The organism is Serratia sp. BNK-12, from assembly GCF_047456085.1.
In the GTDB taxonomy this organism is placed as follows: domain Bacteria; phylum Pseudomonadota; class Gammaproteobacteria; order Enterobacterales; family Enterobacteriaceae; genus Serratia; species Serratia liquefaciens.
Map to the genome: position 1 here is coordinate 2,768,971 of NZ_CP179896.1, position 26,932 is coordinate 2,795,902.

Here is a 26,932-nt window from a genome sequence, read left to right on the forward strand (position 1 = left end):
GGGCAATCATTTGTCTCGGCTTTTTTTATCTCTCGTCCTGCGAGATTCAGACCTTCGGTTTAGCGCTCAGGTTAGTCCACATGAACTCGCTGACCAACGCACCGTGGAAAGCGGCCTGTTGCTTGTCTGCCGCCGCACTGTGCCCACCCTCGGTATTCTCATAGAAATAGGCCTGCTGGTAGCCCATCTGCTGCATCCGCGCCGCCATTTTACGCGCGTGCGACGGGTTGACCCGGTCATCACTGGTGGCGGTGTAAAACAGCACCGGCGGATAAGGTACATCGGCTTTGATGTTGTGATACGGCGAGAACGTCTTGATGTACGCCCACTCTTCCGCTTTGCTCGGGTCGCCGTATTCGGCAATCCATGAAGCCCCGGCGGAAAGCTGGGTATAACGTTGCATATCCAGCAACGGCACTTCACAGACGATGCAACCGAACAGCTGCGGGTACAGCGTCAGCATGTTGCCTACCAGTAAGCCGCCGTTACTGCCGCCGCGGGCTCCCAGATGTTGTGACGATGTCACTTTTCGCGCAATCAGATCCTCCGCCACTGCGGCAAAGTCCTCATAGGCACGATGACGGTTTTGCTTAAGCGCCGCCTGGTGCCAGGCTGGACCATACTCACCACCGCCGCGAATATTGGCCACGACGTACACCCCGCCACGCTCCAGCCAGGCCGGCGCCTTGGCTCCCATGTAACCCGGCGTGAGCGACACCTCAAACCCGCCATAACCGTACAGCAGCGTAGGGTTGCTGCCGTCCAGCTTGATGTCCTTGGCCGATATTTGGAAATACGGCACCCGCGTCCCGTCTTTTGACGTAGCAAAATGCTGGCTGACCTGATAACCACTGGCGTCAAAATCCTGCGGCCCTTGCTTAAGCAGTTCCGGCTCCCCGCCGTCCAGATTGCCCATGTACAAAGAGGTCGGCTGCAGGAAGCCGCTGAGAGTCAGGAAGTAATCGTTGGTCTCTTCATCAATGCCGCCGGCGGACAGAGTGCTGATTGCCCCCGGTTTGCCCAGCGGCTTGCGCTGCCAGCCATTCTCTTGCGGCGTCAGCACTTCCAACCGGTTTACCACGTTGTCCATAATGCTGAGGATCAGGTGATCGCGCGTGGCGCTGTAGCCACTTAACGCCACCTGCGCGGTCGGGGTGAATAACACCGTAAATTCACGCTTGCCGGCCAGATAATCGTCAAAGTGGGTCGCCAATAATGCACCGGAAGGATAGCGCGTCTCCCCCACCTGCCAGTCGCTGCTCGGCTTAACCAACAGCCACTCGCGGTGGGTGCTGAACTCGGCGTCGGCGGGAATATCAATTTTGATTTTCTGATCTTGTGCGGTCAGCAGATAGGTTTCGCGGCGATAGAAATCCAGGCTGCGGCCCACGTAGTTTCGCTCAAAGCCTGGCGTATGGTCATGATAGGCATACACCACCATATCCTGCGGTTGCGCTTCATACAGCGTTTGAGCCGCGCTCAACGGCGTGCCGCGCCGCCAGCGTTTGGCAATGCGCGCATAACCTGATTGAGTCATGGATCCCGCGCCAAAATCCGTGGCGACAAACAGCGTATCCTTATCAATCCACGAGGCCTGACTTTTCGCCACCGGCAGCGCAAAGCCGTCTTTAACAAACTGCTTGGTCACCAGATCGAATTCACGGATTTCGGTGGCGTCACCGCCGTCCGGCGACAGCTCCAGCAGGCAATAGCGGTATTCGGGAGCCAGCGACTGCGAGCCATGGAACACCCAATCTTTGCCTTCGGCCTTGCCCAACGCGCCAATATCCAGCACCGTTTCCCAGTTCGGTTGATCCTTGCGATATTCCTGCAAGGTGGTCCGTCGCCACAGGCCGCGTGGATTGGCTTGGTCCTGCCAAAAGTTGTAATAGTACTCACCCCGCTTGGTGACCCACGGAATTTGGCTCTCTTTATTCAGAATGGCCAGCACCTGCTTTTCCACCTGACGAAAACCTTCGCCCTGGGCAAAACGCGCGGTGGTGCGTTGGTTTTCCTGCTTGATCCATGCCTGTGCGGCTTTGCCCTGCAGCTCTTCCAGCCACAAGAATTGGTCGGCGGCGCTGGTGCCCCCTTCTGCCGCCATCGCCAGGCGGATACTGTTGGGTAATGAAGTCATCGCGAATACGGCTCCTGCGGTTTGTGCGCTGAGTTTAATAAACTGGCGTCGGTTGGTGACTGGCAAGTTCAATCTCCCTTTGAAAGTTAATAAGACTCATTTTCAACAAGGTAGGCGTTTGGCGGCGCAGAGTCAAAGCCTGCGCCCACGCCGTTGAATCAAAATTTAGGGTAATGGATCAGATCGTGAATGCGTACCGTCTGTTGGCTGGCATTGCGGTAAGCATGTGGCCGATCGGCCTGAAAGCGCATCGCCTCGCCGCTGCTCAGGTGATACCACTGCCCGTCGACGGCCAGCTCCAGCTCGCCGCTGATGACAATCACATGCTCGATCACCCCCGGCTCATGTGCAGAAGACTCGCTGAGCGCCCCTGGAGCCAGATCGATGACAAACATGTCGAACCCCAGTTGGCGATCAAAGGGAAACAACGGGACGACACGCATATCGGCGTTGTATTGATTAAACACTGGCGCATCGCCATAGCGGTGCAGCGTGGCCTGCTGTTGCAGCGGTGAGATCTCGAGAAACGCAGAGAACGCCACGTTAAACCCGGTAGCAATTTTCCACAGCGTTGCCACCGTTGGGCTGGATTCTCCGCGTTCGATCTGCCCCAGCATGGCCTTGCTGACGCCGGTATTTTCCGCCGCCTGATTCAGGCTCCAACCGCGCTGCACGCGCAAAGAACGAAGCGTTTGTGCCAGATGACCGGACAATTCCTGCATGTTTTTCTCCCTTGCTTTTCGGCTGATTATAGCCACTTGTGCGCTATAACGCACGGTGCTATGCTGCCGCTTCACTGTGCGTTATAACGCACGACCGTTGCCGGAGTCAGCCATGCGCCCAGCCCTCTCTTTGCGTCATCTGTCCCTGCCCGCCGTGATGGCCGGGTTCGTTGCGGTATTGGTCGGTTACACCAGTTCTGCCGCCATTATCTTTCAGGCGGCCGCGGCCGCCGGTGCGACACCAATGCAGATTGGCGGCTGGCTGACCATGTTGGGGCTGGGGATGGGCATCACCTCCCTGGGACTGTCCCTGTATTACCGCACGCCGATCCTGACCGCCTGGTCGACGCCCGGCGCCGCGCTGCTGGTCACCAGTCTGCCAGGAACCCCACTCCACGAAGCGATTGGCGTTTTCATCTTTGCCTCCGGGCTGATCCTGCTGTGCGGCGTGACCGGGCTGTTTGCCCGGTTGATGGATTACATCCCTCAGGCAATTTCGGCGGCGATGCTGGCGGGGATCCTGCTGCGCTTTGGCCTGGATGCCTTCGCTTCGCTACAGGTGAATTTCGTACTCAGTGCCGGGATGGGGCTGGTGTACTTGATAACTCGCCGTTATCTGGCCCGCTACGCGATCGTCCTGACATTGTTGACCGGCCTGGCGATTGCGGCGCTGCAGGGTAACATCCATCTTGCGCAGCAACCGTTGGCGTTCGCCATGCCGGAGTTTATTGCGCCACACTTTAGTGCGTCTACGCTGTTAGGGATTGGCGTGCCTTTCTTCGTGGTCACTATGGCGTCACAAAATGCCCCCGGCATCGCCACCCTCAAGGCCGCCGGCTACAGCGTTCCCACCTCGCCGTTGATTAGCTGGACGGCGCTGACTGCACTGTTGCTGGCGCCGTTCGGCGGGTTTTCGGTTTGTATCGCCGCTATAACCGCCGCGATCTGCATGGGGCCTGACGTGCATCCGAATCCGCAGCGCCGCTATATGGCCGCCGCTGCCGCCGGGGTATTTTACCTGCTGGCCGGTGCCTTCGGCGGCGTTATCGGCATGTTGTTCAGCGCATTGCCCGCCGCCTTGATCCACACCATTGCCGGACTGGCGCTGCTGGGCACCATTGCCGGGAGTCTGCAACGCGCATTGCAAGATGAAAAGCAACGTGATGCCGCGCTGATCGCTTTCCTGATCACCGCGTCCGGCGTGACGCTGCTCGGCGTCGGCTCGGCATTTTGGGGGATTATTGGGGGGGCCATCGCTCATATCATCCTTTCACTGCCACACCGCGCGAACCGCAGCGAGAATTAAGTCCGCAGGTTGAAAGGTGCTTTAGTCCCTCCGTTAATGTTCCCCCTTTAGCGATCTTCTGCTTAACTGATGGGGAACCATGGACGGTTTTACTATTGCCATCGTCAATCACTAAGTGACATTGTCACGAGGATGTTTATGAATGAGCATGCCACGCTGTTAGCCCAGCGTCTGATCCGTAATTTCGACCAGGTTGATAAATCACACGACAGCCGTCCACCGCTGTATGACAGCATCGGCGCCCGTTTGGGCACCGGTACCGCAGCCAAAAAACTGGGGGCTTCTATCGACGTGGTAGCCCCGGGCATGCGTTCATGCCCTTATCACTTCCACTATGCGCAGGAGGAGATGTTCATCGTGCTGGAGGGGACCGGCACCTTACGGGTTGCCGGGGAGCGGCTGCCGATCAAAAGCGGGGACGTTATTTTCATTCCGCCGGGCCCGGAATACCCGCATCAGATCATCAACACGTCGGATGCGCCGCTGAAATATCTGTCTGTCAGCACCCGCGAGCAGCCCGAACTGGTGGAATATCCTGACTCAGGCAAATTTCAGGCGATGGCCGTGGACCAAAATGGTGAAACGGTACGCTATTTACAGCGCCCTTCAGCGTCGCTCGATTATTGGCAGGATGAACCCTGAATCCCCTTCCGGTAACGACAGGCCCAGTGCGAGCGCCGCCTGCTCGGCGACACGGAAATCGATATCCGCCGCTTCGCCGTCCTCCATGAACCAGGCGGCGGACAGCCCTGCCCAGGCAAGGATCCACTGCAGCAGACGCTGGCGCTCCAGCCCGGCCAGTTGACAGATCTGCACGACTCGCCGCTGAAAAATGTCTGGGTCAGTAGCAATACCGTAGTTGGGGTTGCAGAAGATGTTGGCGTAGTCGAAGGCGCGTTCGCCATAAAGGCGTTTAGGGTCGATCACCAGCCAGCCACGCTCACCGAAATCCAGCACGTTGTCATGATGTATATCTCCGTGCAACACGGTCTGTTCACGCGGGCTGGTCAGCAATTCTGCGGCCACCCTGGCGCTGAGGCGCAGCATGCCACCGTGTGCCTGCGCCGCCGGCCACAGTGAGTTAAACCATTGGTGCAAAGGAATGAGTTCCGGTAAGGGTTCGGCACGTGGTGCATGCAGGCGGGCAACAACCTGGCAAAGAATTTCCGTCGCCTGACGATCGTCGCCATCGCGCACCATTTGCGGCAACGAGCGGCTGCCTTGCGCACGCTCCAGCAAGATCCCATCCTCATGCCAGGCCAGCACCCGCGCAGCACCTTCGCCCTGCCACCAGCACATCAATAAACCGCCGAACTTTTCTTCCTGTTCGCGGGCTATTTTCAACATGGCGGCGGCCCCCCGATAGCGAACGGGCATCAGCAGGCTGCTGTGAGTTTCAAACGCCTGGCCGTCGGGCTGTAGCTGCCAGCGTTGCATGTAAGGAATTAAGGCCGAATTCATTACCCTGAAACGTCCTTCACAGTTATAAATGAATGGTAGTGATATTATTAAAAATCAATACATCTCAGCGTACTTCCGATGTTCATCGCACTATCCTAACCAAGTTTGTTTACTTTTTTAATTAATCTCTCGGGGTTTTTACCATGACATCATTAAAGCGCATTAATTATCCGCATCTGCCTACGCCAGGGGGGCCCTATGTCCATGCCGTACGCCACGGGGATACGCTGTATGTTTCCGGCCTGACGGCATTTGCCACCGAGGCTCAAGGGCAAACGACCCAGCAACAGACACAGGCGGTTCTGGAGCAACTGGCAACCATCGCCGCCACAGAGGGTACGAATCTCAAAGCGCTGATTAAAATAACCGTGTTTCTAACCGATATCGGCGATTTACCGGCCATCCGGCCGGTGCTGTTTGACTATTGCGACGGCGCACTTCCGGCCTGCTCACTGGTCGCGGTCAGCGCCTTGTTCTCGCCACAGGTCAGCGTTGAGATCGAAGCCGTTCTGGCGCTGTGAACGTAAGGTGCCCGTAGGCATCGCGTGCGTTACCCTTTGCCGCCATTGGGACTATTCTGCTAATTTACAGCTAGGAACTTTATTACCGCCGAGACGTTAATGCAGCAAAAGCCGGTTATGCACGAAGCCAGACAATTAAAGCGCCTCAACGCCGCCACGCGTCGGCAATCCCACATGTATAAGTGGATTGCCTTTATCGCGGCGCTGGACGCCATACTGGTATTTTTTTATGACCGGGATATGCGCAACATTACCTTTTCAGGCGCCGTTGCGCTGGTGTGCGGATATTTGTGGATCCGCGATCGCAACAAAGCGCGCGGTTATCGGCGGGAGTACGATCGCAAATTTGGCAAGCACAGCGGCCTTTAGTCCTTCATTGCTTCCAGCACTTTTGCACTGTCGACGATTTGCACGAACTTAACGATTTTTCCCGCGCGCAGCTGGTAAATATGCGCAAAGGATGCGGTGAAGGACTTTCCGGTGGCCCCGTAGGTACCATGGTAGAAACCCTGCGCAATCACGGTTTCGCCGGCATCATAGAAGTGGTCGACATCGGCGCGATAGCCCTGCCATTCCGTCCCCAAACGCTGGTGAACATTTTTGAATATCGCCTGCGGGCCGATATAGGTGCCGGCATAAGGAAACCCCGCCGCTTCGGTCCACTCGGCATCTGGCGCCAGCGCTGCCAGCAGGTTGCGGCCATTCTCTTCGGCACTGCCGCCCTCATAGGTGGCGCGTACAATTTCAAGATTCGTAGGCATGATCTTTCTCCGGTGGCGTCTGCAGGATATTCCGGCCATCCCCCGCAGACACAGGTTTACACCAAGCGGAGATGACCGGAATGGCGTCATTGTAAGTTGCTTATTCCGGTATAAAAACCGCGATTGCGGCAATAGTCTGTTGCATTGTAGTAAACAATTAGAACATTGCGCTGTCATTACCGCCGCATCAAAGGGGGTTATGATTGAGGTTTTCCGACCACAAGGAACAAAACACGTGCATTCTTCACCTCTGGCGCAAGCCTTGCTGCAGCCTTTCGCCCCCCATCAGGAACTGGCTCAGGCGTTGTTGCCGCTGACGCTCGATTCCGATGATGGCTCTCATGACGTGGCACATCTGCATCGCGTGTGGAAAAACACCCGCAAAATCAGCCAACAAGAAGGCGGCAACCGTCGCATCCTGTGTGCGGCTGTGCTGTTGCATGACTGTGTGGCAGTGGAAAAAAACTCGCCACAGCGCCATCTGGCTTCGCGCATGGCGGCAGAGAAAGGCGCCCTGATGCTCAAACAGCTGGGCTGGGAGCCGCAGGACATTGCCGAAACCGCCCATGCCATCGAGGCCCACAGCTTCTCCGCAGCCATTACCCCGGAGAGCCTGGAGGCAAAAATCATTCAGGACGCAGACCGTCTGGACGCTATCGGCATGATTGGCGTAGCGCGGTGTTTCTATATTGGTGGACGCATGCGCAGCGCGCTGTACGATGCCGCCGATCCGCTGGCGGAACAGCGCCAATATGACGACAAGCGTTTTTCCCTGGATCACTTCGAAACCAAGTTATTCAAACTGCAGGAAGGTTTCCAAACCGCCACCGGCAAGAAAATGGCGCTGGAACGTACCGAACGCATGCGGCGTTTCCTCAGCGAACTGCTGGAAGAGATGTAACGCGCCAGCGCCCTGCAAACTGGCATTTCCGTTACGGCAGCAGCATCTTCACACCGCTAATTGCTGTACACTGGATGCCAACTTCACTGACCAGGCTGCAAAAATGAAAAAACTGACGCTGAAAGACATGACGGAAAGCGAGCAACGTGAAGTAAAAACCGAGTTGGACAAGGCACGTAAAAGCCTCGGGCGCGCCTTGACCAATGGCGAGAATAACAAGATCAAGGATGAGGTGGTGGCTCGCATCACTGCCGCCCGCGAGAAAATTGAAAAAGCCACCCGGGCCGAACGCAAAGCCAATCGCGTTCAACCCACCGGGGAAACGTTCAGTTGGTCGGCTTCGATCAACGGCGCACGCCGTCCCCGCTAATCAATTTCGCCCCGCCAAGGCGGGGTTTTCCTTTTCCCGGCTTATTAGCCAAACTCATCAGCGCGGTTTAATCATGAATAACCGTGTTATCAACCTGTTGCAAATTGACAGCATCATGCAGAATATTCATTATCAACGCATTACCCCTTTTCAAGAGACCGCCATGACTCACCTCAACCACAATGACGCTGCGCAAATATCGGCATTGCCGCTTGAAGGTTTGGTGGCAGTTTACTCGAAGAAACAGACGCTCATTTGATCGGGGCGCGCTGTCCCGTCAGATGAGCTGACTGGGCGGTGTACGACTCGTTTCCCCTCTTGTTATCTCATCTGGCTTCTTATTGTTCGCATTGAAGGAAATTACTATGGCCTCATTTTCCGGTATCTGGGTTGCGCTGGTGACCCCATTTAATCACAACGCCGTTGACCTGCCCGCCACCCAACGGCTGGCCCAACACCTGATCGCCTCTGGCGTCGATGGGTTGGTGGTTTGCGGTACCACCGGTGAGGCTGCCGCGTTAAGCAAGGAAGAACAGCTGGCGGTGCTCGATGCCGTGCTGGCCGTGACGCCAGCCCATCAGGTGGTGATGGGGCTGGCCGGCAATAACCTGATCGACACATTGCAAATGCAACAGGCGATCCAGCTGCGCGACGTCGCAGGCGTGCTGATCCCCGCGCCCTACTACATTCGCCCGTCGCAATGCGGTCTGGTGGACTATTTCACCCAGTTGGCCGATGCCTCAAGCGTGCCGGTGATCCTGTACAACATTCCGCAACGCACCGGCGTGGTGATGGAGCTGGCAACCCTGCGCCAGATTGCACGCCATCCGCAGGTGAAAGCCATCAAGGACTGCGGTGGTAATCCGGACACCACCATGGCGCTGATTAACGACGGTGAAATCGACGTACTGACCGGGGAAGATAACCTGATCCTGACGACGCTGTGCCTGGGCGGCACCGGGGCGATTTCTGCTTCCGCGCATATTCAGCCGCAGCGTTTTGTGCAATTGGTGCAGCAGGTCGCCGACGGCGATTTGGTTGCCGCCCGCGCTAACTTCTATGGCCTGCTGCCGATGATCCAGCAAATGTTCAGCTTCCCGAACCCAGCCCCGGTCAAAGCCGCATTGGCGCAGCAGGGTCTGATACGTAACGAGCTGCGTTCGCCCATGCAAATCGCGCCGCAGGCATTGCAGCAGCAAATTGCCGTCACCCTGGCGCAGTTGCAGCCCGAAGCCGCGTTGATAAGTTAAATTTGTCGTTTAACCCGCTGTAATTTTGGCGTTATAGAGCTAGGATCAGAAGTTAAGCATGCCTGTCACTCATCATTATCAAGGAGCTTTCGATGAAACTGTTCTATAAAGCCGGTGCCTGTTCTCTGTCTCCACACATTGTACTGCGTGAGGCGGGCCTGGATTTCACGGCGGAAAAGGTCGATCTGGCGCTGAAGAAAACGGAAAGCGGTGCCGACTATCTGACCATCAACCCGAAAGGACAAGTGCCTGCGCTGCTGTTGGATGACGGCAGTCTGCTGACCGAAGGCGTCGCGATTGTGCAATACCTGGCCGATCGCGTGCCGGATCGCGCTCTGATCCCCGCAGCGGGCACGCTGTCGCGCTACCATGCGATTGAGTGGCTTAACTATATTGCCACCGAACTGCACAAGGGTTTCAGCCCGCTGTTTAACCCGAAAACGCCTGAAGAATACAAAGCCTTCACGCGGGAAAAACTGGAGAAACAGTTCAGCTATCTGGATTCAGTGCTGGCGAAGCAGCATTTCTTACTGGGGAACCGGTTTAGCGTGGCAGATGCCTATTTGTTTACCGTTCTGCGCTGGGCTATCGCCATGCAGTTTGATCCCAAAAAGCACGCCAACTTATCGGCCTATTTTGATCGCGTGGCCGCACGGCCGGCAGTAGATGCCACCTTGAACGCGGAAGGATTGAAATAATTTCCTGGCCCCGGCGCGGTAATCCGCCGGGGCACAGCGTCAGCTTAATTACAGCTTTACCGCTTTAAAATCACAATCTGGCTGCACGATACGATCCTGAGCCGCCACCACCTGTAGTTCGTACTGTCCCATTGCCTGAGTTGTCAGCATCACTTCATAAACCGCCGCCGTCACGTGCTCCAGCGCCTTATCAAGCGCCTCGCCCTTAAGCAGATTAACCAGCAACAGGCCGCTGGTCAGATCGCCCACGCCTACCGGTTGGCGGCTGCCAAAATCCACCAGCGGACGGCTGATGTGCCAGGCTTCATCCGCCGTAACCAACAGCATTTCGAAACAGTCCGGATGGTAGCCGGCGCGGCTCAGGTGCTTGACCAGCACCACTTTCGGCCCCTTGGTAATTAGCTCACGCGCAGCGCTTACCGCTTGATCAACATTCACGACGGTGCGCTGACTCAACAACTCCAGCTCCAGCAGGTTTGGCGCAATCATGTCGCTGCACGGCAATGCCTGCTGACAATGAAACTCCGCCACGCCCGGTGCCACGATGCAGCCTTTTTCAGGGTGACCCATGACCGGATCGCAAAAATACCAGGCGTGCGGATTGGCCTGTTTGACCTGACGCACGATCTCAAGAATATGGCTACCCTGCTCCGGCGAACCGATATAACCGCTCAGCACGGCATCGCAATGCTTGAGTTGATCGATATCCGCAATACCCTGGGCAATTTCCGTCAGGTGGCTGGCCGGCATCACGCAACCGGTCCACTTGCCGTACTGGGTGTGATTGGAGAACTGGACGGTGTTCAACGACCAGACGTTAACACCCATGCGGCGCATCGGAAATTCTGCCGCACTGTTGCCCGCGTGGCCAAACACCACATGAGACTGTATAGAAAGAATGTTTTTCATTTTAATTAGGTTACAACCTTACCAAAGCCTGACCATGGAAAATTAAACGAAACAAACGCTACAGGTATGCGCGATCGTTCTCTAGACACATCATACTCCAAACGTCAAATTTTAAAATCATAAAGTACAATAAAAACTTTAAAAATAACAAGTTAGATTGTTAACAATGCAAATATTTAATGTGAACGCGCATATAATCCGTAGCAATAATCATGGTACTTTTCCTAAAAAATCAACCTCAAAACCCATAGAACACATTGTTATCAGTAAGGTAGGGAATACTTGCATTGTATCGACTTGAACTAACTCTCTATTGCAACTAAGTTTAATTTCAACTTTGAATGAATCGGCTTGGTTTTTCGTTATTAACATATCATCAAGTTAAACGCTTAGTACGCTAATAGCATAATTAATTATATAGGTAACCATAATAGGTCAACTTATTTCACTTTATCACTAGTAAAGTTTGGCGCGTAGCCATCTATCGAATGCACTTCACAACTCAAATCTGGGGGATCCATGAGTAAAATTAAATATCAAAAAGACGTTGCCGCTCTTTATTATGCCTGTCTGGGGAAAAAAGCAGACTCCGCCACGTTGACTTTTTATGCCAATATTTTATCTGACGGAAAAGTTGATCAAACCTTCCTGGTCAATAAGTTCATTGCCGCATTGGATGGTCAATCACGCTATCAAAATCTCAACAATGAGGAAAAGGTCAGTTATGTTTACCAAAATATAACTGGCGCCCCTGCACCTGAAAACGTGGTAGCTCATTGGTCAAATGAACTGAGTCAGGGCCACTCAACTGGTTATATGGTTCAAAATCTTGTGCGCGAATTTCGGGATTATAACGGGAGTAATCCAGAGCTTACAGAGGGTGCCGCTCAGCTGGAAAATACCATCAACGCGTCACTTTACCCCGCTTTCGACCAAGGACCCGACGTTTACGCCGCCGCAGCCGACATCCAAGCGATCTACTATGTGATTGGCGGGAGCATGGTCGCTGAGGGCATCAATTTTTGGGCTCAGGCATTATACAGTGGCCAAAGTACGCTAAGCCGAATTGCTCAGCACTTCATAGAAACCAGACCTAAAACTGCGGGCTTAAGCGACAAAGATTTCGTTAAAAAAATATTCAACCTGACCTTTAAAACGCCCCCCAACGATGCGGAGTTAGCCAAATATTTTGCTGGTCTTGATGCTCACACCGAGAGCCGCGGCGAAGTCGTCACCAGAATGATAGAAGATATTCGAAATGATACGACACACCCTCAAGCCAAAGAAGCCTTCCTTAGTGCAACCCATGTCTATGCTGCCGGCCAGCTTCCAACAGCCCAATACAAAGAAACTGTCGCCGCGTTATACCTGAGCATCGCGAAAAGTGACGCATCAGCATCAACTATTGACACTTATAGTAAGTTTTTGGCTAGCGGTAACTCTGAATTAGCCTTGTTGAAGATACTTGCCAAATCACCTCAGTTTAGCGAGGCCAGTAATTTTAAAAAGATATATAATGATCTTTATAACTTTAACGGCTCTGTTCCAGAACAGGTTTACCAGGCCATTCTCCTTAAAAGCGGGAATGACCCATTAAAAGCAACGCTGCTTATTATTGACTCTCTGCGCAATGGGAAATACCCATTAGATAATGGTCAGAGCCCGAGCCCTTCGTTGATCAAAAAATTCAACGCAAGCATTGGTGAAGCGCTAGGTTATAAAGAAAAAGCCATATTAACGCTAGATAGTAACGGTGGTGTCCTAACGGGAACAATTAACTCAGACAAATTACATGCATTATCTGCTGCAGAGATAGCATCTCTAAAGGAAATCACAATAAATGCCAACACCGATCTCCAAAAAAAACTCGACCTTTCAGATTTAAATGGGATAAACAAAATCATCATCAGCGGGGATTATGCCAGCAATAAACTACTTCTAAGTTCAATTTCCGCCGCATGGATTTCACCAACGCTCATTCTTGACGATAAAAATATCGAGAATTCAGGAGGTCAAATTGATCTGGCAAGTTTTATTGTCGATAAGAAGGTATTTGTAAAAGATGACACCGACATTGCCAACGCCACATTAAACCTTATTTTCGGCGCGCAGGGAAATAGCCAGCTATTTTGGAACGGCAATGCTACAAGCACCACTGGAAACATGGTAAGCAAAGCCTTCCACGCAAAATCAGACCATTTCTACTCGATCTACAGTGACTATCTAATTTCAGCAAACTTTTTTACCAAGGACATTTACACCACTACAGACCCAAACGGGGCCACCTCCACGGAAGTACGTGGAAATAGTGGTAACTTCAACTATTTTTCCGCCTTTGACCTGACCAACTACATCGGAAAAACAAATATTTATCACGACGGATTATTAACAGGAACTCAGGACAATAAAGTCTTTGATTTCGGCCTGGCTACGCAGCTCGGCACAGTAAATGGCTGGGATGGACTGACCGTTTCAGGTCCTGTAAACGATATTCATGTTATTAATTTCCATAAGGGCTACGGATATGGCAATGATAATAGCAATGTTCTGCGCTACCGGGAGGACGCTGGCGAGGCCAGTTCACTGCATATCGAAATGGCCCCTATTACACAAAGTATCGCTACGGATATCGCTCTAACCATACGCCTGGGAGAGGATGAAAACGACCACATCAACGCAGGCACCCTTAGTCTGACAACTCACTATCAGGGAACGGTTAATGATAGGTCGCTGAACATCGAGTTACAGGGCGAAAGTGGCACGCTGAGGCTTGCCGGTGGTGACAATAGCATTACAAATATCAATATAAATGGCGCAGCAATAGATACTCATACCTTAAACCTGACTATTGCAGCAGACTTTAGTGATTCATTGACTTACGTTGGAACGACACCGACAGCAGACCGCTACCAAGACTATATTATCAATTTGCACATGGAAAAAGGAGGTTCTGGTGGTGGGTCATTTTATCAGACATTAGTTTCCCTCAATGATAATTCTCCTTTTCAGACTGTTATTGATGCATTAGCTGGCGAGCAGTTGCTCGTTTCTGGCGGTAATTCGGGAGATAACCTTCAGGTGATGGGGAATACAACCATTATCGATGACACGGCTAATAATGCTGCAGATATTTATCGTTTTACCGACAGTAGCATCGACAACCTGGTTACCTGCTTGACTCCGGAGAATCGAGACAAAATACTTGTTGGCGAAGAAAATCAACAGTGGATATTTGGTACCGGGGGCTATAAAGAAATGGCCATTTATGGCAGCGTTGTTGGGAGTAATGCCCTGAATACACTTTTCCACTCCCTGGACTCCAGTCAATCTGATTCTGCGCAGAACATGTTTAGCGCAATAATGGATAATGTAACTGAAGGAAGAAGCCAAGGCCAACTCTCTGAGGTCGGCATTTTGAAAATTGATAAAGCACTGTATGTGATCATCGATAAAAACCACAACCAAGCATTTGATGATAATGATATTGTATTCTCTTTGGGAGACAGAGATCCCTACCAGACCGCAGTTAGCCTGCATTATAAATCACCACCGGTACAGTTGACGGCGGAATACCCCATACTAAGTGAAACGTTATAATGCTATGTTTATTTGCTAAAACCATAGGTTTAAAATAAACTTTTTGATGCGGAGACTTTATGAGCTTACTGCAAGAACAACATATTTTCTCCGCCATTTACCTGGCCACATTAGGTAAAAAGGCGGACACCCCCACGCTTGATTACTTTGGAAGGAAGTTAGAAAGTAATAAAACCAACCCCGCCCTACTCGCTAACGCATTAATTAACTCGCATGATGGGCAAAATCGTTACGATGGTCTGAACAATAGCGAAAAAATCAGTTTTATATTTAAAAATATCACCGGAACGAAACCTGACAGCACTACATTAGCAGCGCTAGTTTTAGAGGCCGAAAATGGGACAACACTGGGTTCTATAGCCATTAGCATTATAAATAGAACAGAGAATTACAGCGGTACAGACCAGAATCTACTGCAGCAGAAAATGCATCTGGAAAACGCCATTATCACAACCCTTTACCCTTCATTCGACAAAACTAGCGAATACACCTCCTATGCATCTGATATTCAAGCCATTTACTATGTCATCGGTGGCGCAATGGTATCAAGTGGAATTAATTTTTGGGCTAATGACTTGATTAACAACCCAGATAAACTTAATAAAATCGCCCAGAACTTCATCAGTACCAGACCCTCATTAGATAATTTAAATAATGAGGATTTTATAAAGACAATATTCAAAAACACCTTTAATAAAGAGCCGTCATCACAGGACATATCAAACTATCTCACCGGTTTAAACAACAGTACAGAAACTCGAGGGGATGTTGTTGTGAGAATGATTAATGACATACGCAATGACGATAGCAACTCTCAAGCCAATGTGAATTTCAATAAAGCGACCAAAGTCTATCTTTCTGGTGAGATGCCAGATTTTAAATACCAAGAAGTTGTAGCCTCCTTCTACCTGGTCATCGCCAAAAGTAGTGTGCCGGCCGATGCATTAGATACGTACAGCAAAATGCTGGCGGCCGGAACGACCGAGGTCCAATTATTAAAAACTCTGTCCGCCTCGACGCAATTCAATGCCGCAACGGATTATGGTGCTATCTATCAGTACTTGTATGGCAACAATCTTACTACATCAGAATCTCAGGCCATTCTGTTAAAGGCTAATTACGATAAACTGCAAGCCACCGTGTTAATTATCGATGCTTTTCGCAATGGAAAGTACCCACTAGATAACCATCCAACCCCTCCATCGCACTCCTTACTGCTAGATTTCGAAAAAAATATCGGTATTTCTTTGAATTATCAGAAGTCATACAATGGTGAATTTGGAATTTCGAATAATGGTAAGTTGACTGCAGAAATAAATACGCAGCACTCTCACGAACTGACTAATGCCGAAATAGCCTCACTGTTAATATTGACTGACCTCAAGATAAATGCCAACAGCAATCACAGCATCGATCTAAGCTTTATTAATCTAAACTCTATAAAAGAAATTTTATTAACTGGAGAATACGCCACCAGTGATTTGGTTCGCTCAGGATTTAGCGGCCAGCAGCACATGACGCTAATGCTTAATGATTCTAATATTGCTACCGCAAACGGGAGTATGCAGCAACGAAATGCCAGCGTAATCATCGACAGTAAGGCCCAGCTTAATACGGCCAAAATTGAAATCCGGCTGGACGATAATGGCTTTCTTTCCTGGGTTGGCAATAGCATCAATGGTGGAGCTAACATCGTAGGCAAAGACTTTACGGCACTTAATATTCATGGTTCTGCCGCCTCGATGAGCCCCTTTGACAAAGGAATCATTTCCGCAAATCTGATCAGCAAAGATATTTTTCTTACTAGCGACGAGAACGGTTCTGTCCAAGCCGAGATTGCCAGCAGCCTCAATCAATTTTTGTACTTTTCCACTATTGATCTTACTCACTATCGGGGTACCGGTAGCATCTACATGAATGGCGTATTAGTCGCTACCGAGGGAAGAAACACGTTTGACTTTGGTTTAATTGACCAGCGAGCTACAATTTTCAACTCTGCCTACAACAATGTCACCCATTTGCAGCAGACTGATAAAGCCAAAGACCAGCATGGGGACTATACAGGTTCCCAAGGTGCAATCATTTCCGCATATTCTGGCGAACTCACCCTACTAAATGTCAGCAATTCATTATTTAGAATCAATGGTGATTTAACTAAGCAAAGCCATATTAATATTTATGATACGCTGCAAAGCGATAACACATTCACTATCGGCTTCACCGATGTGGCCAGCAGCTTACGCACTCTAGATATGGGAACATTCAGTTTTACTTCCGCACACAAGAACATGTTGGAAGTGTATATGAGCAGTTCCCCCGATCATCAGCAAGAACGTTTATTAACACTTACCGGAGGGGATAATCATATTTCCACCCTACAGTTAAACGGTCATCAATATATTACCGATCAATTAATGCTGCTGAATCTCAAAATAGAATCCAACTTCAGTGATAATCTGAAAACCATTAAGGGTGGAGACTACAACGAAGGCCGCATATCTTCTATTATGCACCTCAACTTGATATCCGAGAAACAAGGCACCGGCGGTGGGAGCTTCTATAGCACATTAAAAACGTTGGATAACAGTGCAGAGTTCAGCCCTGTCATCGACAGTTTAGCGGGTGATCAATTGACAGTTTCAGCAAGTGATGGTGGCCTTATTGTTCACTCCGCTACCGTTATGGGCAACACCACGTTAGGTTACGCACAAACCCTTAATTTTGCCGACAGCAAAATTGATAATATGGTGACTCTGGAGAGCAACTACTCGCAAGCCATCATTAACGTTGGCAACAGCGGCTCTCAATGGACATTTTCCTTCGACGGGCCAAAAAATGCCGTGTTATATGGCAATGCGACGTCATCTACCGAACTTAATACATTATTCACCGGTTTAACCGCTAGCGACAGTGCACAAAACCTCTTCTCCCAGGTTTTGGCAAAAATAACCAATGGGGCCAGCGACCATAATTTGTCAGAGGTCGGAGTAATGAAACTGGATAAATCGGTATATGTTATTGTTGATCAAAACCATAACCAGATGTTTGATGCAGACGATATTGTGTTTTCGGTCGGCAATCAGGACCCCTACTTTGTCGCCAGTGCATTACACTATAAAGCACCGGCTATCACCGTTAATGGCTCTGCGACTGAGAGTCTCCTGACAGAGGCAATAGCATAACCATTAGCTAATCAAACTCAGTATCTGCCCAAAATAAAAAGCCCGGAGGTTATCCCCGGGCTTTTTTCGATCCAACGAGATTACTGCCAATCTACCAGGCAGTAATGTTTTTTGCCGCGACGCAGCAGCGTGTAACGACCGAACAGGCGATCGGCGTCGCTGAAGGTGTATTCGGCGTTAGACTGCTTCTCACCGTTGATGGTCACTGCATTGGAGCCAATCATGGTGCGAGCCTGGCCGCGTGAAGGTACCAGCTCGGCATTCACCAGCGCCTGTTGCAGATCGGCGTCGCCATCGAGCTTGATGGTCGGCATACCGTCCTGCGCCAACTGAGCGAAGTCAGCTTCAGTCATGTCGTGCAGCGCACCGGAGAACAGGCTCTGGGTGATGCGCTTGGCCGCAGCCAAACCTTCCGCACCATGCACCATGCCGGTCACTTCTTCTGCCAACACATACTGGGCACGCGGTGCCTTGCCGCTGTTCTTGTCTTCTTCTTCCAGCGCGTTGATTTCGGCCAGATCCATAAAGGTGAAGAACTTCAGGAAGCGGTACACGTCGGCGTCGGCGGTGTTGATCCAGAACTGGTAGAACTTGTACGGGCTGGTTTTTTCAGGTGCCAACCAGACTGCGCCACCTTCGGTCTTGCCGAATTTGGTGCCATCGGCTTTGGTGATCAACGGCACGGTCAGGCCGAACACCTGCTGCTGATGCATGCGGCGGGTCAGATCGATACCTGAGGTGATGTTGCCCCACTGGTCGGAGCCGCCGATCTGCAGCTCAACCTGATGACGGTTGTAGAGCTCGGCGAAGTCGAAGCCCTGCAGCAGATTGTAGGAGAACTCGGTGAACGAGATACCGGAATCGTCACGGTTCAAACGCTGCTTCACCGCTTCCTTGTTGATCATCTGGTTGACGGAGAAGTGTTTGCCGATATCACGCAGGAAGGTCAGCACGTTCATGCCGCCGAACCAGTCGTAGTTGTTGGCGGCTACCGCGCTGTTGTTGCCACAGTCGAAATCCAGGAACGGAGAAACCTGTTTGCGGATTTTTTCTACCCACTCGTTCACAGTATCGGTGGTGTTCAGCTTACGTTCAGCCGCTTTGAAGCTCGGATCGCCGATAAGTCCCGTGGCACCCCCCACCAGCGCGACCGGTTTGTGGCCGGCAAGCTGGAAACGCTTCAGGCACAACAGAGGAACCAGATGGCCCAAATGCAAGCTGTCAGCGGTCGGATCGAAACCGCAATACAGTGCAATTGGCCCTTGCGCCAGTCGCTCTGCTAACGCTTCCTCATCCGTAACCTGGGCAACGAGGCCCCGCTCTTGCAGTTGTTTAATCAAGTTGCTGCTTGCCATCAATGACTCCATGTATAAACGAATGCACCTTTGTCGGTACACGACCTTTCGCCCACTGGCGAAATATAAAATTCAGAATACCGCATAGAATAAAGCGCCGGCGACATCAGTGCCAGCGCTTAAGGGGGATTTTCGGTCTTCAGGGCGCCAGTCGGTCAATTTTCCAGTCATTCCCGTCCCGTTGGTACAGGAAACGGTCGTGCAAGCGGTTGGCACCGCCCTGCCAAAACTCGACGGAGTCGAAATTGACCCGGAATCCGCCCCAGAAACTCGGCAGCGGGACTTCGCCCTGTTGGAATTTTTGCTTCAGCTCGAGGAATTTGCTTTCCAGCACCCCGCGCGCGGAAATGCGCGATGACTGCTGCGACACCCAAGCGCCGATCTGGCTGTCTTTCGGGCGACTGGCGAAGTACTTCATTACTTCTAAAGTGGAAAGCCGCTCCGCCTTACCGAGGAAAATCACCTGGCGGTCAAGCATGTGCCACGGGAACAGCAGGCTGATATGCGGGTTATTCGCCAATTGCTGTGCTTTGCGGCTGCCCAGGTTGGTGTAGAACACCAACCCTTTTTCATCCACATGCTTAAGCAAAACAATACGCTGATAGGGTTGACCATTTTCATCCACGGTGGCCACACACATGGCAGTCGGATCGGCCAAACGAGCGTCGCAGGCCTGTTTAAGCCACTTTTCGAACAGCTCCAGCGGATTGGCGGTCAGATCGTTGCGACGCAGGCCACCCCGGGTGTATTCACGGCGCAGGTCCGCAACATCAAATTCATTATTTTCAATCATTGGGTTATCAACCAACTGAAAAATGGTGATTCTATTCTGCGCCAGCGGCGTCAGGATCTCAATCGATCTGACGCCGCAACCGCCGGATCAATTCGCCAGCGTGCAGTCGCTCATGATCACTTTGCCATTACGCTCAAGGTAGGCGTTTTGGCCCTTGGACCAGAAGGTGTATTTACCGTCACTGTATTTTGCGCCGGTCATGGCCAGCACCTGCTTGAGTTTCAACTGCTCGCCGTCCATCAGCAGGCTGACGGTGCTCTCCTTGCCGTCCAGCGCCACCGTCAGCGGCGTGGTGCCACACTGATAGTGCAGGGTCTGGCTGCTTTGCGGCAGAACATAGCTGCAACCGGCCAACGCCAGCGCACCGGCGGCAATAATGATTTTTTTCATGCTGTTGCTCCTTAGGAAAATCTGTCGATTTCTATCCTAACAGAGCTAACGGCCCCCTAAAGGTAAAACCGGATAAATCCCACCCAGCAGGGTTTCACGGCTGGCGCCGGTGACCGAAGGCAGATTACCGGGCTGGCCAGACAAGGTACGAAACGCCAGCCAGGCGAAGGCCAAAGCCTCCATATCATCGCCGCTGATGCCGAAATCGTCAGTCAGGCACACTTCGGTGCCGGGCAGTAGCGCCGACATCCGCGCCATCAGCAATGGGTTACGCGCCCCACCACCGCAGACCAACAGGCGTTCGCACCCGCCAGCCAACTGGACCTGCTCGCAGATAGTGATCGCCGTCAGTTCCGCCAACGTAGTTTGTACGTCAACCGGCTTGACCGCCGGCAGTCCCGTAAGCTGACGTTCCAGCCAGGCCGCATTGAAATATTCACGGCCGGTACTTTTCGGCGCCGGCAGCGCAAAGTAAGGATCGGCCAGCATCTGCTGCAACAGAGGCAGGCAGACACGGCCTTCCATCGCCCATGCGCCGTCTTTATCGTAAGGCTGCGAGCGATGGCGCCATACCCAAGCGTCCATCAGCATATTGCCCGGCCCGGTATCGAAACCGCGCACCGGCGCCCCCGGCAACAACATCGAAAGATTGGCGATACCACCGATGTTCAGCACCATGCGGCGTTCCACCGGATGCGCCAACAACGCCTGATGGAAGGCCGGCACCAGTGGCGCGCCCTGGCCCCCGTAGGCCATATCACGCCGCCGAAAATCCCCCACGGTGGTGATATTGGTCAGCGCGGCAATGCGATTGTTATCGCCCAATTGCATAGAGAAGCGCGCGTCACCTTCGGGCTCGTGCCATACCGTTTGGCCATGGCAACCGATAGCGGTGATGTCCTGGGCGGCAACGCCGGTTTGTTTCAGCAGGCCAAGCACCGCCTCACCAAACAAGGTGCCGAGCTGCGCATCCAGTCGCCCCACTGCAGCAAGCGTGGTCTGTTGCCCCTGGCACATACCGAGAATATCCTGCTTGAGCTGAATCGGCATCGGATGGCTGTAACTGGCCTGCTGCGCCACCATTCGTCCGTCGATCGCAGCAAGCACCACGTCGACGCCATCCAGACTGGTGCCGGACATAACACCTATATAGCGGCCTGACTTCATAGCAACATCCTTTACCCTGTGCGGGGAAACAAAATTTTGACCTGATAAATAAACCAGAATTAAAACATTAACGCCATGAATTCTGTTGTCTTTTTTCACCTCTGTGAGCAATGCGCCTGTTTTTCTGCTCACTTCCCCGGTTGATAACCAGCGCTAAACGATGGCTCAACGCGCAACGGAATTTCCTGCGGCGCTGTTATAAAGCTAAACCACCGTTTATTATTGGTTGAACAGCGCAACGTTAAGCTGCATGCAGTAGCGGGTCATGGTGATGTGCGTGCGTTTGAGCCATACTTTGTCTATCATTTTCATTGAATCTGGCCTGGAAAGGTTCCCCAGGTTATGGACTACTACCAACAGGAGTTTTATATGATCAAGCGTCTTCTCGTCGTTGCTATCGCCGCAGTTACGCTGGCAGGGTGCGCCAATGAATCCATGTCCGGCGACGTTTATTCCGCTTCGCAGGCCAAACAGGTTCAAACCGTGACTTATGGCACGCTGGTTTCGGTGCGCCCAGTCAAGATCCAGGGTGGTGAAACGTCGAATACCATTGGCGCAATCGGTGGTGCCGTATTGGGTGGTTTCCTCGGTAACACCGTCGGTGGCGGTACCGGTCGCAGCCTGGCAACCGCAGCCGGCGCAGTCGCCGGTGGCGTGGCGGGTAACAGCATCGGTGAAGCCGCAGGCCGTACCTCAGGCTACGAGCTGGAAATCAAAACTGACCAGAAAGAGAACATCGTGGTGGTTCAGAAGGCGGGCGCGACCAAGTTCAGCCCAGGCCAGCGTGTTCGTATGGCTCGTACTGGCGACACTATTACCGTATCTCCGCTGTAAGCGATACAGATGGGTAAAACCGGAGGCTTTAGGCCTCCGGTTTCATTTCCGATGCTGTGAAATCTAATCGAATAAAAAGAAATTCTTATTGTTTATTTTGTAGTTCAGTGATGTTTTGCTCAAGCTTGCCAATCAAACCAACCAACAGTTGTACTTCATCAGTAGTAATGCCGCTCAGAATCTCGCCCCGCGTAGAGCTGATGACGCTGTCCACTTCCCGGATGATGGGATCGGCCGCTTCAGTCAGTTTGATACGCTTTGCACGCCGGTCATTGGCGCAGGTGTGGCGAGTAATCAACCCCTTCTCTTCCAGTTGGTCCAGAGTACGAACCAATGACGGTTGCTCAATGCCGATCGCTTTAGCCAGCTGGATCTGTGACTGCTCCGGCGGCAAACGATTGATACTGTGCAAAGTAACCCAATGCGTTTGCGTGAGCGCCAGCGGCTTGAGCCGATGATCGATGAGCGCGCGCCATACACGAACTAATCGTGCTAAATCTGAACCTAATGTTGACTCCACTTACCCCTCCTTATAATTAGCATGCTAACATACCCTCCCAGAGCTTAGACTATTTTGAGTAACTCACATTAAAAACACAAATGTATATAATGTATATTGTGGAAATAGCCACCATTTTGATCAGTTATTGTTTATTCTCTATGCAACCGCTCAACATATTCACTCACTGGGATTGTTAATGTGAATACTTCATGGCTTCATGCCTCGTCCCCGCTACCCGATTTGGTGCTGGGCGCCTCGCTTTATTTTCCGCCCCTATTTAAGGCTGTTTTGCTCGGCCTGATTTTATGGCTACTGGTACACCACCTGTTGCGAGACTGGATTTATTCCGGCGAAATTTGGCACCCTATGCTGATGGATTTGTCTATTTTCGTCATCGCCGTCAGCGGCTCCCTGTGGCTTTTAGCGAGTTGGTAACTCATGACGTATAAAACATTAAAATATTTTTCTACGGTAATCGTCTGTGCCATTGCCATCTGTGCCGGTTGGTGGTTATGGAATTACTATATGCAATCCCCCTGGACGCGCGATGGAAAGGTGCGCGCCGAACTCGTCAATATCACACCAGAAGTTTCTGGAAGATTAGAGAAAATAACCGTTCATGACAATCAGTTCATACCTGCGGGAAGTCTGATTTTTACGATCGACCCCGTGCCATACCAGATTGCACTCGACAATGCTGAGGCCGCGTTGGCAAAAGCGCAGTCTGACCTGGCCAAGGCCGATCATGAGGCGGCTCGACGCCGCGGTCTGCCGCGAAATGTTATTTCTGCGGAAGATATGGACGAATCGAATTTAGCGGCACAGGCAATGAAAGCCGCGTATAAAGCCGCGCAAGCTAATCTGGAACAGGCAAAATGGAATTTAAGTAAAACTAAAATTTATGCCCCTACCGATGGCTATATCACCAATTTGCAAACCCGCGTGGGTAACTATGCCAGCGTCGGCTCACCGCTGGTTGCGCTGGTTGATGTGCACTCGTTTTATGTGCTCGGTTATTTTGAAGAAACCAAGCTAAAACATATAAAAGAAGGCAATAAAGCGGACATCGTTTTATATAACGGCAACACTCCGCTTCAGGGTGAAGTTGAGAGTATCGGCCGCGCCATTTACGATCAAAGCGTCGAAAGCAGCAGCGATTTATTAATGGACGTGAAACCCAACGTGCCCTGGGTTCGTTTGGCGCAACGCGTACCGGTACGGATAAAATTGCTAAATGTTCCGGCAGATTTGCCGCTGGTCGCGGGCACCACCTGCACCATCTCGATTCATCAGTAAGGCTAACGTGTGAACCTGCCTTTTTTGGAATGGAACCGTACCCCTTGGGGAAAAGCCACCGCTGGACAATGGCGTTATGCACTGCGCAATTCACTGGCGATGTGCCTGTCACTGTGGGTCGCGTTCGTTCTCAATCTTGACGAACCTTACTGGGCGCTCACATCGGCAGCGGTAGTCAGCTTCCCCACCGTCGGCGGTGTGATCAGTAAAAGCATCGGCCGGGTTTTCGGCAGCCTGGTCGGCGCTGCCGCATCCGTGGCCATCGCCGGCCATTGCCTGAATGACCCCTGGCTGTTCACGCTGTTTATCGCCGCCTGGATCGGCCTGTGCACTTATATTTCAAACCACTATCAGAACAACGTTTCCTACGCCTTCGCGCTGGCGGGCTACACCGCCGCCATCATCGCCTTCAGCACCGTCAACGTGACGGACACTCAGCAGATCTTTGATATTGCCCAAGCGCGCGTTTGTGAGGTTATCACCGGTATTCTGTGCGGCGGTCTGATGATGATGATCCTGCCCAGCACCTCTGACGGCGAAACCTTGTTAACCTCGTTGCGGCGCATGCATCTGCGATTATTGGAACATGCCGCGATGCTGTGGCAGCCGGAAATCACCGTGCAGATGCGTACCTCGCACGAAGGGGTTATCGGCCAAATACTGACCATGAACTTGCTGCGTATTCAGGCTTTCTGGAGCCACTACCGGCTACGCCGACAGAATAATCTGCTCAACTATATGCTGCACCAGCAGTTACGTATTACCAGCGTGATCTCCAGCCTGCGCCGCATGCTGCTGAACTGGCCGGATCGCCCGGACAACCTGGCCAGCGTGCTGGAACAACTGCTGACCGAGCTGCGTAACCCCGAGACTGACAAGTACCGTTTGGCGCGCATACTGCAACAGATTGCGCCGCAAGATCCCGCCGACTATCGTCATCGCGCCTTCTGGCTGCGTCTGCGCCATTTCTGCTGGCTGTATCTGAGCGCCAGCCGCTGGTTGCAGCGTCTGGAGAGCGCCACGCCGGTCAGCGATATTCAGCCACCGCGCGTCACCTCTTTGGCCCGTCACACCGACAGCTACGAAGCGGCATATAACGGCCTGCGCACCTTTTTGTGCATTGTCATTGGTTGCGCTTACTGGATTAACACCCAATGGGACGCAGGCAGTTCGGCCCTGACGCTGATTGCCATCAGCTGCGTGCTCTACTCTTCCACGCCGTCCCCCATCAACAGCATCACTACCCTGCTAAAGGCGGTGCTGCTGCTGTCGATTGTCTGCTTTGTGGTGAAATTTGGCCTGATGATTCAGATTGATGATTTTTGGCTGTTCTGTGCCTTTCTGTTCCCGGTGCTGGTAACGATGCAGATGATCAAGCTGCAGCACCCCTCCTACGCCGCACTCTGGGGGCAACTGATCGTATTCATGGGCTCTTTTCTTTCCGTCACCAATCCACCAAGCTACGACTATCAGTCGTTTATCAATGACAGCATCGGGAAGATTGTCGGGGTATTGCTGGCCGGTTTAGCCTTCCAAATATTGCGACCCAGCTCGGACAAACGCAAAAGTCGGCGCATTATCCGCGCCCTGCGGCGGGACTTTATCGATCAGTTAAGCAAAAAACCGCAGCAAAGCGAGAGCCAGTTTGAATCGCGAATCTATCATCGCATCAGCCAACTGAATCAAAGTCAGGATCAAGACGCGCGCAGCTGGTTATTGCGCTGGGGCGTGGTGTTGCTCAACTGCAGCCATATCGTCTGGCAACTGCGTGACTGGCAAACCCGTTCCGATCCGCTCTCGGCGGTTCGCGACGTCTGTATTCATTGCCTGCGGGGCATCATGACGGAGAAAGGCGTGCAGCACAGTTCGCTGGACGCCAGCCTGCAAGAACTGCAGCGCATGAGTACTGCGCTGGCGCACCACCCGGAACAGGCGGCGCGCGATCTGGCAGGCTTGATTTGGCGGCTTTATTGTTCGTTGCAGCAGCTACAGCAGGCGATTGTCCCTGTTGATAGCGCAGCGGCAACATCCACCGCCCGCTAACCGTTGCTATGACTTAATCACGCCGCAGGCGAAGCGTTCGCCTCCGCCACCCAGCGGTTTGGGATGATCGGAGTGATTATCACCACCGGCGTGCACCATCAGTGCCTTGCCGCTGATTTCGCTGATTTTTGTCAGCCGAGGCGCCAGCACCGGGTAGCTGGCCATGCCGTCGTCGGTCACGTAAATGGCCGGCAAATCCCCCAAATGACCGTCGGCGTACGGCCCAAGGTGCTTACCGGTTTTTTGTGGATCAAGATGTCCGCCGGCCGCCAACGCCGCGACGGCCTTGCCGTCCTTCATTCCCGGTTCGCAACTGCCCTTCTCATGAACGTGAAAACCGTGCACACCGGCCGGCAAGGCTTTGAGCTGTGGCGTAAATAACAAACCATAAGGCGTTTCGCTGATCGTCACCTTGCCAATATCCTGACCAATTCCCTGTCCGGTCACCAGATTCATGTCAACATCCACCGTCGCCGCCTGAGCAACGCCGCAGGCCATCAAACCAAAGGCCGCATACCAATAGTGTTTCATCAATCAATCTCCTTGAAGTCTCTGTGAGTGTTCAGTATAGGGGAAGCTGCCGCGTCACCGCACAAAACACGCACAATTTTGGCGATCAAATTCGCATTCTTAATAATTACTACTAATAATAATTCTACCGATGTCGGTCCTCTGACCAGGCGCCGTGCGGCATACTCATTTCATTGCGACTCGCTGCAATAGCTATTCAAAGATTA

26 protein-coding genes are annotated in these 26,932 nt (G+C 52.2%); 15 read left to right on the forward strand and 11 right to left on the reverse strand.

The annotated features are described in order from the left end of the window. Positions 1 to 46: 46 nt before the first annotated feature. Together ACMGG1_RS12685 and ACMGG1_RS12690 are read right to left on the reverse strand one after the other, a co-directional pair. On the reverse strand, positions 47 to 2,137 hold the full coding sequence (locus tag ACMGG1_RS12685; RefSeq protein ID WP_414160707.1) for a prolyl oligopeptidase family serine peptidase: 2,091 nt from the start codon (positions 2,135 to 2,137) through the stop codon (positions 47 to 49). 158 nt (positions 2,138 to 2,295) lie between these two features. After that, positions 2,296 to 2,859, reverse strand: a complete 564-nt coding sequence (locus ACMGG1_RS12690) for a helix-turn-helix domain-containing protein (RefSeq protein WP_020826707.1) — start codon at positions 2,857 to 2,859, stop codon at positions 2,296 to 2,298. 112 nt (positions 2,860 to 2,971) lie between these two features. On the opposite strand from ACMGG1_RS12690, the gene ACMGG1_RS12695 reads away from it, so the two are divergent. Together ACMGG1_RS12695 and ACMGG1_RS12700 are read left to right on the forward strand one after the other, a co-directional pair. Continuing rightward, positions 2,972 to 4,165, forward strand: coding sequence for a benzoate/H(+) symporter BenE family transporter (locus ACMGG1_RS12695; protein WP_414160708.1), 1,194 nt, complete (start codon positions 2,972 to 2,974; stop codon positions 4,163 to 4,165). Between the two features lie 138 nt (positions 4,166 to 4,303). After that, the gene (locus ACMGG1_RS12700; protein WP_201895319.1) at positions 4,304 to 4,807 is read left to right on the forward strand and encodes a cupin domain-containing protein; all 504 of its coding nucleotides are present in this window, start codon (positions 4,304 to 4,306) and stop codon (positions 4,805 to 4,807) included. Here the strand turns inward: ACMGG1_RS12700 and ACMGG1_RS12705 are convergent. After that, on the reverse strand, positions 4,772 to 5,626 hold the full coding sequence (locus tag ACMGG1_RS12705) for an aminoglycoside phosphotransferase family protein (protein ID WP_115058930.1): 855 nt from the start codon (positions 5,624 to 5,626) through the stop codon (positions 4,772 to 4,774). The genes ACMGG1_RS12700 and ACMGG1_RS12705 overlap by 36 nt on opposite strands. 143 nt (positions 5,627 to 5,769) lie before the next feature. Here ACMGG1_RS12705 and ACMGG1_RS12710 point away from each other — a divergent pair, with 143 nt between their 5' ends. Together ACMGG1_RS12710 and ACMGG1_RS12715 are read left to right on the forward strand one after the other, a co-directional pair. Then, on the forward strand, positions 5,770 to 6,147 hold the full coding sequence (locus tag ACMGG1_RS12710; RefSeq protein WP_046373680.1) for a RidA family protein: 378 nt from the start codon (positions 5,770 to 5,772) through the stop codon (positions 6,145 to 6,147). Between the two features lie 99 nt (positions 6,148 to 6,246). Further along, positions 6,247 to 6,516, forward strand: coding sequence for a hypothetical protein (locus ACMGG1_RS12715; RefSeq protein WP_044550680.1), 270 nt, complete (start codon positions 6,247 to 6,249; stop codon positions 6,514 to 6,516). Here the strand turns inward: ACMGG1_RS12715 and ACMGG1_RS12720 are convergent. Then, positions 6,513 to 6,908 carry a nuclear transport factor 2 family protein gene (locus tag ACMGG1_RS12720; protein ID WP_128865411.1) on the reverse strand — a complete coding sequence of 132 codons (396 nt, stop codon included), beginning with the start codon at positions 6,906 to 6,908 and terminating at the stop codon, positions 6,513 to 6,515. The genes ACMGG1_RS12715 and ACMGG1_RS12720 overlap by 4 nt on opposite strands. Before the next feature lie 199 nt (positions 6,909 to 7,107). Between ACMGG1_RS12720 and ACMGG1_RS12725 the strand changes: the two genes are divergently transcribed. The 5 genes from ACMGG1_RS12725 (at position 7,108) to gstA (ending at position 10,127) form a co-directional block, all read left to right on the forward strand. Next, entirely contained in the window at positions 7,108 to 7,809 is a 702-nt protein-coding gene (locus tag ACMGG1_RS12725; protein ID WP_261107579.1) for an HD domain-containing protein, read from the forward strand. 103 nt (positions 7,810 to 7,912) lie between these two features. Then, complete coding sequence (locus tag ACMGG1_RS12730; protein ID WP_020826699.1) at positions 7,913 to 8,179, forward strand: DUF3811 domain-containing protein; 267 nt, start codon at positions 7,913 to 7,915, stop codon at positions 8,177 to 8,179. Between the two features lie 73 nt (positions 8,180 to 8,252). Continuing rightward, positions 8,253 to 8,438 (forward strand): hypothetical protein, encoded by a 186-nt coding sequence (locus tag ACMGG1_RS12735; protein WP_116690574.1) that lies wholly within the window; start codon positions 8,253 to 8,255, stop codon positions 8,436 to 8,438. Positions 8,439 to 8,544: 106 nt separating this feature from the next. Beyond that, entirely contained in the window at positions 8,545 to 9,429 is an 885-nt protein-coding gene (dapA, locus tag ACMGG1_RS12740; protein WP_122079149.1) for a 4-hydroxy-tetrahydrodipicolinate synthase, read from the forward strand. Positions 9,430 to 9,521: 92 nt separating this feature from the next. Continuing rightward, complete coding sequence (gstA, locus tag ACMGG1_RS12745) at positions 9,522 to 10,127, forward strand: glutathione transferase GstA (RefSeq protein WP_414160709.1); 606 nt, start codon at positions 9,522 to 9,524, stop codon at positions 10,125 to 10,127. A 48-nt stretch (positions 10,128 to 10,175) separates the two neighbouring features. Here the strand turns inward: gstA and pdxY are convergent, their stop codons facing one another. Beyond that, on the reverse strand, positions 10,176 to 11,036 hold the full coding sequence (pdxY, locus tag ACMGG1_RS12750; RefSeq protein ID WP_217331191.1) for a pyridoxal kinase PdxY: 861 nt from the start codon (positions 11,034 to 11,036) through the stop codon (positions 10,176 to 10,178). A gap of 519 nt (positions 11,037 to 11,555) precedes the next feature. Between pdxY and ACMGG1_RS12755 the strand changes: the two genes are divergently transcribed. Beyond that, positions 11,556 to 14,633, forward strand: a complete 3,078-nt coding sequence (locus ACMGG1_RS12755) for a hypothetical protein (RefSeq protein ID WP_414160710.1) — start codon at positions 11,556 to 11,558, stop codon at positions 14,631 to 14,633. A gap of 59 nt (positions 14,634 to 14,692) precedes the next feature. After that, positions 14,693 to 17,815, forward strand: coding sequence for a DUF4214 domain-containing protein (locus ACMGG1_RS12760; RefSeq protein ID WP_273854605.1), 3,123 nt, complete (start codon positions 14,693 to 14,695; stop codon positions 17,813 to 17,815). A gap of 80 nt (positions 17,816 to 17,895) precedes the next feature. On the opposite strand, the gene tyrS is transcribed toward ACMGG1_RS12760, so the two are convergent. The 4 genes from tyrS to anmK all read right to left on the reverse strand — a co-directional run bounded on the left by tyrS (position 17,896) and on the right by anmK (position 21,520). Beyond that, a complete protein-coding gene (tyrS, locus tag ACMGG1_RS12765; RefSeq protein WP_020826694.1) occupies positions 17,896 to 19,170 on the reverse strand; it encodes a tyrosine--tRNA ligase in 1,275 nt (424 codons plus the stop codon). A gap of 139 nt (positions 19,171 to 19,309) precedes the next feature. Beyond that, on the reverse strand, positions 19,310 to 19,963 hold the full coding sequence (pdxH, locus tag ACMGG1_RS12770; protein ID WP_046373687.1) for a pyridoxamine 5'-phosphate oxidase: 654 nt from the start codon (positions 19,961 to 19,963) through the stop codon (positions 19,310 to 19,312). 87 nt (positions 19,964 to 20,050) lie between these two features. Continuing rightward, positions 20,051 to 20,353, reverse strand: a complete 303-nt coding sequence (locus tag ACMGG1_RS12775; protein WP_122079141.1) for an MliC family protein — start codon at positions 20,351 to 20,353, stop codon at positions 20,051 to 20,053. 45 nt (positions 20,354 to 20,398) lie between these two features. Continuing rightward, positions 20,399 to 21,520 (reverse strand): anhydro-N-acetylmuramic acid kinase, encoded by a 1,122-nt coding sequence (gene anmK / locus ACMGG1_RS12780; protein WP_259217167.1) that lies wholly within the window; start codon positions 21,518 to 21,520, stop codon positions 20,399 to 20,401. 369 nt (positions 21,521 to 21,889) lie between these two features. Between anmK and ACMGG1_RS12785 the strand changes: the two genes are divergently transcribed. Continuing rightward, the gene (locus ACMGG1_RS12785; protein WP_041415361.1) at positions 21,890 to 22,354 is read left to right on the forward strand and encodes a glycine zipper 2TM domain-containing protein; all 465 of its coding nucleotides are present in this window, start codon (positions 21,890 to 21,892) and stop codon (positions 22,352 to 22,354) included. Positions 22,355 to 22,439: 85 nt separating this feature from the next. Here the strand turns inward: ACMGG1_RS12785 and slyA are convergent, their stop codons facing one another. Continuing rightward, positions 22,440 to 22,874, reverse strand: a complete 435-nt coding sequence (gene slyA / locus ACMGG1_RS12790) for a transcriptional regulator SlyA (protein WP_012144945.1) — start codon at positions 22,872 to 22,874, stop codon at positions 22,440 to 22,442. 180 nt (positions 22,875 to 23,054) lie between these two features. Between slyA and ACMGG1_RS12795 the strand changes: the two genes are divergently transcribed. The 3 genes from ACMGG1_RS12795 to ACMGG1_RS12805 are packed head-to-tail and all read left to right on the forward strand — an operon-like array spanning position 23,055 to position 26,195. Beyond that, positions 23,055 to 23,291 (forward strand): DUF1656 domain-containing protein, encoded by a 237-nt coding sequence (locus ACMGG1_RS12795; protein ID WP_104410897.1) that lies wholly within the window; start codon positions 23,055 to 23,057, stop codon positions 23,289 to 23,291. A 3-nt stretch (positions 23,292 to 23,294) separates the two neighbouring features. After that, entirely contained in the window at positions 23,295 to 24,152 is an 858-nt protein-coding gene (locus ACMGG1_RS12800) for an HlyD family secretion protein (RefSeq protein WP_122079134.1), read from the forward strand. Positions 24,153 to 24,161: 9 nt separating this feature from the next. Beyond that, complete coding sequence (locus ACMGG1_RS12805; RefSeq protein WP_414160711.1) at positions 24,162 to 26,195, forward strand: FUSC family protein; 2,034 nt, start codon at positions 24,162 to 24,164, stop codon at positions 26,193 to 26,195. A 6-nt stretch (positions 26,196 to 26,201) separates the two neighbouring features. Here the strand turns inward: ACMGG1_RS12805 and sodC are convergent, their stop codons facing one another. Continuing rightward, positions 26,202 to 26,726, reverse strand: coding sequence for a superoxide dismutase [Cu-Zn] SodC (gene sodC, locus ACMGG1_RS12810; protein ID WP_414160712.1), 525 nt, complete (start codon positions 26,724 to 26,726; stop codon positions 26,202 to 26,204). Positions 26,727 to 26,932: the final 206 nt, after the last annotated feature.